Annotated in this window: 4 protein-coding genes; all 4 read right to left on the reverse strand. The window is 41.6% G+C overall.

Annotated features, from left to right (window positions below; genetic code table 11):
* A partial coding sequence (gene tssM, locus IQR33_RS02535) for a type VI secretion system membrane subunit TssM (RefSeq protein WP_193843483.1) occupies positions 1-2,166 on the reverse strand: 2,166 nt, incomplete at its 3' end.
* Positions 2,167-2,182: 16 nt separating this feature from the next.
* Entirely contained in the window at positions 2,183-3,475 is a 1,293-nt protein-coding gene (gene tssL, locus IQR33_RS02540) for a type VI secretion system protein TssL, long form (RefSeq protein WP_005375939.1), read from the reverse strand.
* A gap of 11 nt (positions 3,476-3,486) precedes the next feature.
* Positions 3,487-4,812 (reverse strand): type VI secretion system baseplate subunit TssK, encoded by a 1,326-nt coding sequence (gene tssK, locus IQR33_RS02545; RefSeq protein ID WP_080276943.1) that lies wholly within the window; start codon positions 4,810-4,812, stop codon positions 3,487-3,489.
* 21 nt (positions 4,813-4,833) lie between these two features.
* The coding region (gene tssJ / locus IQR33_RS02550) for a type VI secretion system lipoprotein TssJ (protein WP_193843484.1) at positions 4,834-5,247 on the reverse strand (414 nt) is incomplete at its 5' end.

Genomic DNA, 5,247 nt, shown 5'->3' on the forward strand with positions numbered 1-5,247 from the left:
GCTTTTTACTGTACGGTTGATCTGAATCTGAAAAATGCTATGAAAACCATTGTACGTGTAGAAACCCGAAATGCCTTGTGATAGCGGTTTTCCACTAGCTCGCTCGAACTGCTCAAGCCCTTTAGGTCCCAATACATCAGTCAAGCGAAATGAAGGTACATGACTCTTAGAAAATTGTATTTTCATTCGCTGATAAGCACGTTCAGGTAGAGACATTTGAGTCAACACTTCTCGAGCACTCGTCACGGCAGCAGTGTTGTAAGTAAAGCCTTGTCCATCGTTGCCTAATAAATATTGAGTGTGCTGTAGCAAACGTCTTCTTAAGTCTGCGTTTAGCTCACCCGGATATTGACGTTCGAAATAAAAGTTAAACCAAGCCAACACTTCATCTTGTTGATATTTGTCTGGATTGAATAACATCAAATACGTTTTTAACGTTTCGTACAAATACTCACGATGCTGTTGATTGCTCTCCATTTCTGACACCAAGCTATCAAGAAGCAGAGGGGCGTAATATTGGGTCAAAGCATCAGAATATGCATTGTTTGCCGCCTGAGACACTTTGTCTCCTTGATAGAGACCAAACCTCTTTACAGAGTCGGCATCACCGTAGTCGCTTTGCTTTCCGAGAGGAAGCGTCATCAACCTATCTAATGTTTCTACAGCTGAAACAATATCCGCTTCAAAATCTAAACTTTGAGCGCCAATCATTGCATCAATATGGCTCGCTTGTTCATTGGTATCGACAATTAACTGTGAGTTCCACTTATAACTCATAAACCAAAGCGCAGAAGCTCCTAGCAGTAGCGTTGTACATCCAATGTAAACACCTCGACGCATCCAACCTGACTGCTTTTGATAGTGACGATTAACTGTTCCTAACAGTTGCTCTTTGAAAATAACCTTGTCAAAAAGATTCTTTACGAAATAACTATGAGAACCAGTCTGACTCTTTGCTAGAGCTAAACGATTTAACCCAAGTCCATTGGTTGATTCATTCATCAGCTTATCGACTGGTAAGCCTTCTTGAACCGAACTCAACATAAACACACCACGAATCAAGGCAGGCTCTTCAAAACTGTTTTGTGCAAAAATTTCAGCTAAAAACTCGTCAAGATTAGCTTGTAGCACTCTTAATTGCTTTGGAAATTCAAAGATAAGCGCGCGTTTATCTAAATCGTCCTCTGTTTCAAGTATTCTAAGCATACGGGCATCAAGGCGCTCCAACATGCCATGAAATTCTTTGTTGAATAGAGAAATAACGCCTCTTTCATCATCCACTTCACGAGGGAACATGAAACCAAATAATTCCTCTCGCTCTTCCTTACTTAAATCGGCAAAAAACTCATTGAAACCGGCAACTAAATCCATTTTGGTGAGCAATACGTAAATCGGAAACTGCATGCCTAACTGGTTTTTCAGTTCTTGAAGTCTCGACTTAATTGCTCGAGCATGAAGACTTCGCTCGGTTCGAGTCTGAGACATCACGCTGGCTAAACTTATCGTAACAATCGCACCATTAATTGGTCTTTGCGTTCTATACTTTTTCAACAATCCTAAGAAACCATGCCACGCTTTAGAGTCGACCTTTTCTTGACTGTCTTGTGTCGTATACCGGCCAGCCGTATCTATAAGAACTGCTTTATTTGCAAACCACCAATCACAGTGGCGAGTGCCACCTACACCGGCAATAGAGTCAGAGCCAAGGCTGTCTCCTAATGGAAACTCTAACCCCGACTGCTTTAATACGGTTGTTTTCCCCGTTCCAGGAGGGCCAATCAACACATACCACGGTAAGTCATACAAGCTTCTCTTGCCTTTGTGTGTTTTCGTCACTACTTTGACAGCTTGCTCAATACGCTCGCGCATTAAGTCAATTTCACTTGCCGCTTCTTTATCTGATAGGCTATCAACCTCAAGCAACGTTTGAATACTTTCGTCTTCTTTCACCTTTTGCTTATGCTGCTTGGTAACGTTAAATATCGCCCAAAGCAACACCAACACTAGAATAGTGACTAGCCGTTGAAAGTCACTCTTTAGGGGCTCATATCCCGCTATCGCAATAAGTGGACCAACAACCCAAATGAAAATAGAACAAGCAGCGACACCTATAAGACCGAGAAACCATCTTTGAGTAAATATTCTGCCAATTTCTTTAATACGCATCTCTATCTACCTATTATTAATTCGCGACAAGAAGGTCGATTTCAATCCGGCGGTTAATAGCTCGGTTTTCATCACTACTGTTTTCAACTAATGGTCTTGCATCCCCCAATCCCTCGGGTATCACTCGCCCTTCTAATGCACTATTCGAGATCAGTTGTTCAGACATAGCAGTGGCTCGAGCTAATGATAGGTGCCAGTTCGAGGGATATTTACTCGTGAAAATAGGCCTATCGTCGGTGTGACCAGTAACAATGATCTTGCCTTGGGTCGACTCCAATGTTCTCGCAAGCTTAGAAATAACGGGTTGGATGTAAGCGACAACATCAGCACTACCTGATTCAAATAGATCTTGAGACTTTAACGAAATTCTTACCCTGTCTTGCAGCGGCTCAACATTGATTAGCCCCTTACCGATCTCAGTTGCTAGATACATTGAAATCTTTTCTGCAATTGGCGCTGATTTTGATTCTGACGTTGCATCTTGGTTAAGTTGTTGCGGTTGAATCAAATTGACTAATTGAGAAAAGGTGCGATTGGATGCCTTATTTAGCTCATAACTAAAATACATATATATGCAGACCAATAGTGCCGCCGTTACAGAACATACAACCCAAAGAGGAGCTCTATCAGAAGCCTTTGAGCCATTCAAAATGTGTTGGTCGATACTATTGCTTAGTTCCTGAGGGACTCCTCTCCCATAAGTCTTAAGAGTAGCAATAACCTGTCTTCTCAATTTCCGGTGCGATTCCAGTCCATTTTTTTCTAAACGGTATTGACCCAGAAACCCGAGAGATAAGCACACATACATTAGTTCAAGCAAATCTAAGTTCACATCTGGTTTCGCCATGCACTTATCAAGATGCTTAAAGAACGCTTCCCCACCTTGACTGCTAGCATAGAAGGAGCTAAGTAATGAATCGTGACTCCAGAATGAATTCCCACCCCAATTGGTGTTAAGGACAACTTCATCTAGTGAACAGCATAAACAATAACGAGCTGTATCAATGGTATCCAAATCAACGTCATGCTGACGTAATCGGTTCTCATAATCTCTAAGCTTTTGTGCCAATGTCTCTTTTAGAAACAACGGATCGGAATGAGTCGCTGTCGAGCGAATTTGACCGATAATAGATAACAGGCCATTCGCCTCTGCTAGTAGAGAGTTATTCCCATAAGCGACCACTGAATCATTGTTCACCAATTCAGGACTTTTTGAGATAACTACGGTATTATCCACAGACTTTTCTGATTGTGGTTTCGATGCGGGTGCTCTTCCACCCGGTGTTGGTTTTACTATCGTTTGTTCCATACAGAGCGCGCCTATTGATTAATACTCCAAAGCTCAAGTTCAGCATTCGGAAAATGCCCTGATAGGTGAAGCGCAATACCGCCACTATCTTTTAGCCTCATCCAAAATGGCCCTTTCTTGACAACTTCGAAATAAACATAGCCCGTTTGGTAAGGAATCTGTCTCGGGACGACACTCAACGGCACTACGTTTATACCGTTGATCTGATTATTAATTAGATCGCGAATCTGTTCTGCCGGGCCAAACTTGAGTTGCGCTGGGACCAGGCGTCTTATTTCATCTGTTGTGGTGTCTGCTTTAATTGCTAGCACAAATTGGCATGACTCAAGCAAGCGTTTATCTGGAAGCGGCGTCACTTGAATACCGTATTGGCGAGGCTCCAACGGAAGTTTGGTCGCAGTTTGGTCAAGGACAACACTGAGGTACTGACTGAGTATCTGATTCAACTCGCTATAGACACTTGATACATCTAAGTGATCATACGCAAGCAAACTTGGGACTCTTTTAGTTTTATTAGAAAAAGTGGCTAACTCACCAATGTAACCTTTAAGTGTCGTCGCTAATTCCAGTGGATGTAACCTATCTAACTCACTGAAATGCTTTAACTTCGCCTCATATCGGTTCAGCATTTGGAGCATGATGAAATCAACAGCAGATGCCGATGCAGATTTACCCTTAATCAAGCGCTGTGCAATAACGTCAGCACGCATCTTTGTCATCGCGATAACGTTACGTAGATAAGCTGACATAACTTTGTCGCTAAGGAGGTTGATAAGCGGAGGAACGTACTCATCGTCTAGTATAACTTCCCCTTCAGGAGTTACCTCTTTGATCCTTAAGATAGGTAACTCCACATAACCCGCTAATTTGTCATTACTCGCTTTCAACTCTAGGTTAAGGGCTGCAACTTGGATGGTTTCTTCATCTTGTCCTGTAAGGTTATCTATCACGTCGATATCTTGAAGTACATAACGAGAGACGATCGATTCGCTTACATCCGAAACGTTTTTACCTGTAACACTTGAAAGAGGGAGAGTTATTTTTACTAACGTATTTTCAGTGTTTTTATCAATAAGTAGAGGCGAAACTGAATCGTTGGATATTAACGTATTAACCAACGTCATATCTGGCAAAACAGCTTCAAGATGCTCAAGTTCAATAAGACCATCTTTTAGCGCGTGTTTTTTTACTCGACATTTCCAAACTCCCCAATTGTAAGCCCCACCTAACTGATGTAAGCCCTTGAATTCTTGAGAGGTTGCGCGTTCTTGTTGTTGGAAGTGCTGGGGACGTAAAAACATTCCTTCGCACCAAGCCGTCTTGGAGTATTGCGTCATTTATAATTAGCCAACTAAACGTTATTTAACGACCAAAGACAGATCTTCTAACAATACTTGATATGTGTTGTAACCGGTCTTATCCACTTTAATGACTTGTCGCCAATTTGAGTTTTCAATATCTCGAAACGCTACGACAATGCCTAAATATTCTGTCTTTGGAGACATACTTGCTTGATATGTTTCTTTCTGACCTGGAGTTAATGAAACTTCATATTTATTCACTAAATCAGGTCCTAAGACTTTTTCACTTTCTTCATAAATAGAAAAAAAGTCCTGGCTTTCGAAAATGGTATTTGACGTTAATTCAAATACATACACCACTACAGGAGAAGGCCTGCCGTTTGAATCAGGATTAATGTTATGACTTGCTGCTATTTCTAAATCTGAGTATGGATCAACAACTAGGTTCGCTGCTGAGCACCCAAATAAAGC

The sequence above is a fragment of the Vibrio sp. OPT46 genome (genome assembly GCF_015163535.1).
In the GTDB taxonomy this organism is placed as follows: Bacteria; Pseudomonadota; Gammaproteobacteria; order Enterobacterales; family Vibrionaceae; genus Vibrio; species Vibrio alginolyticus.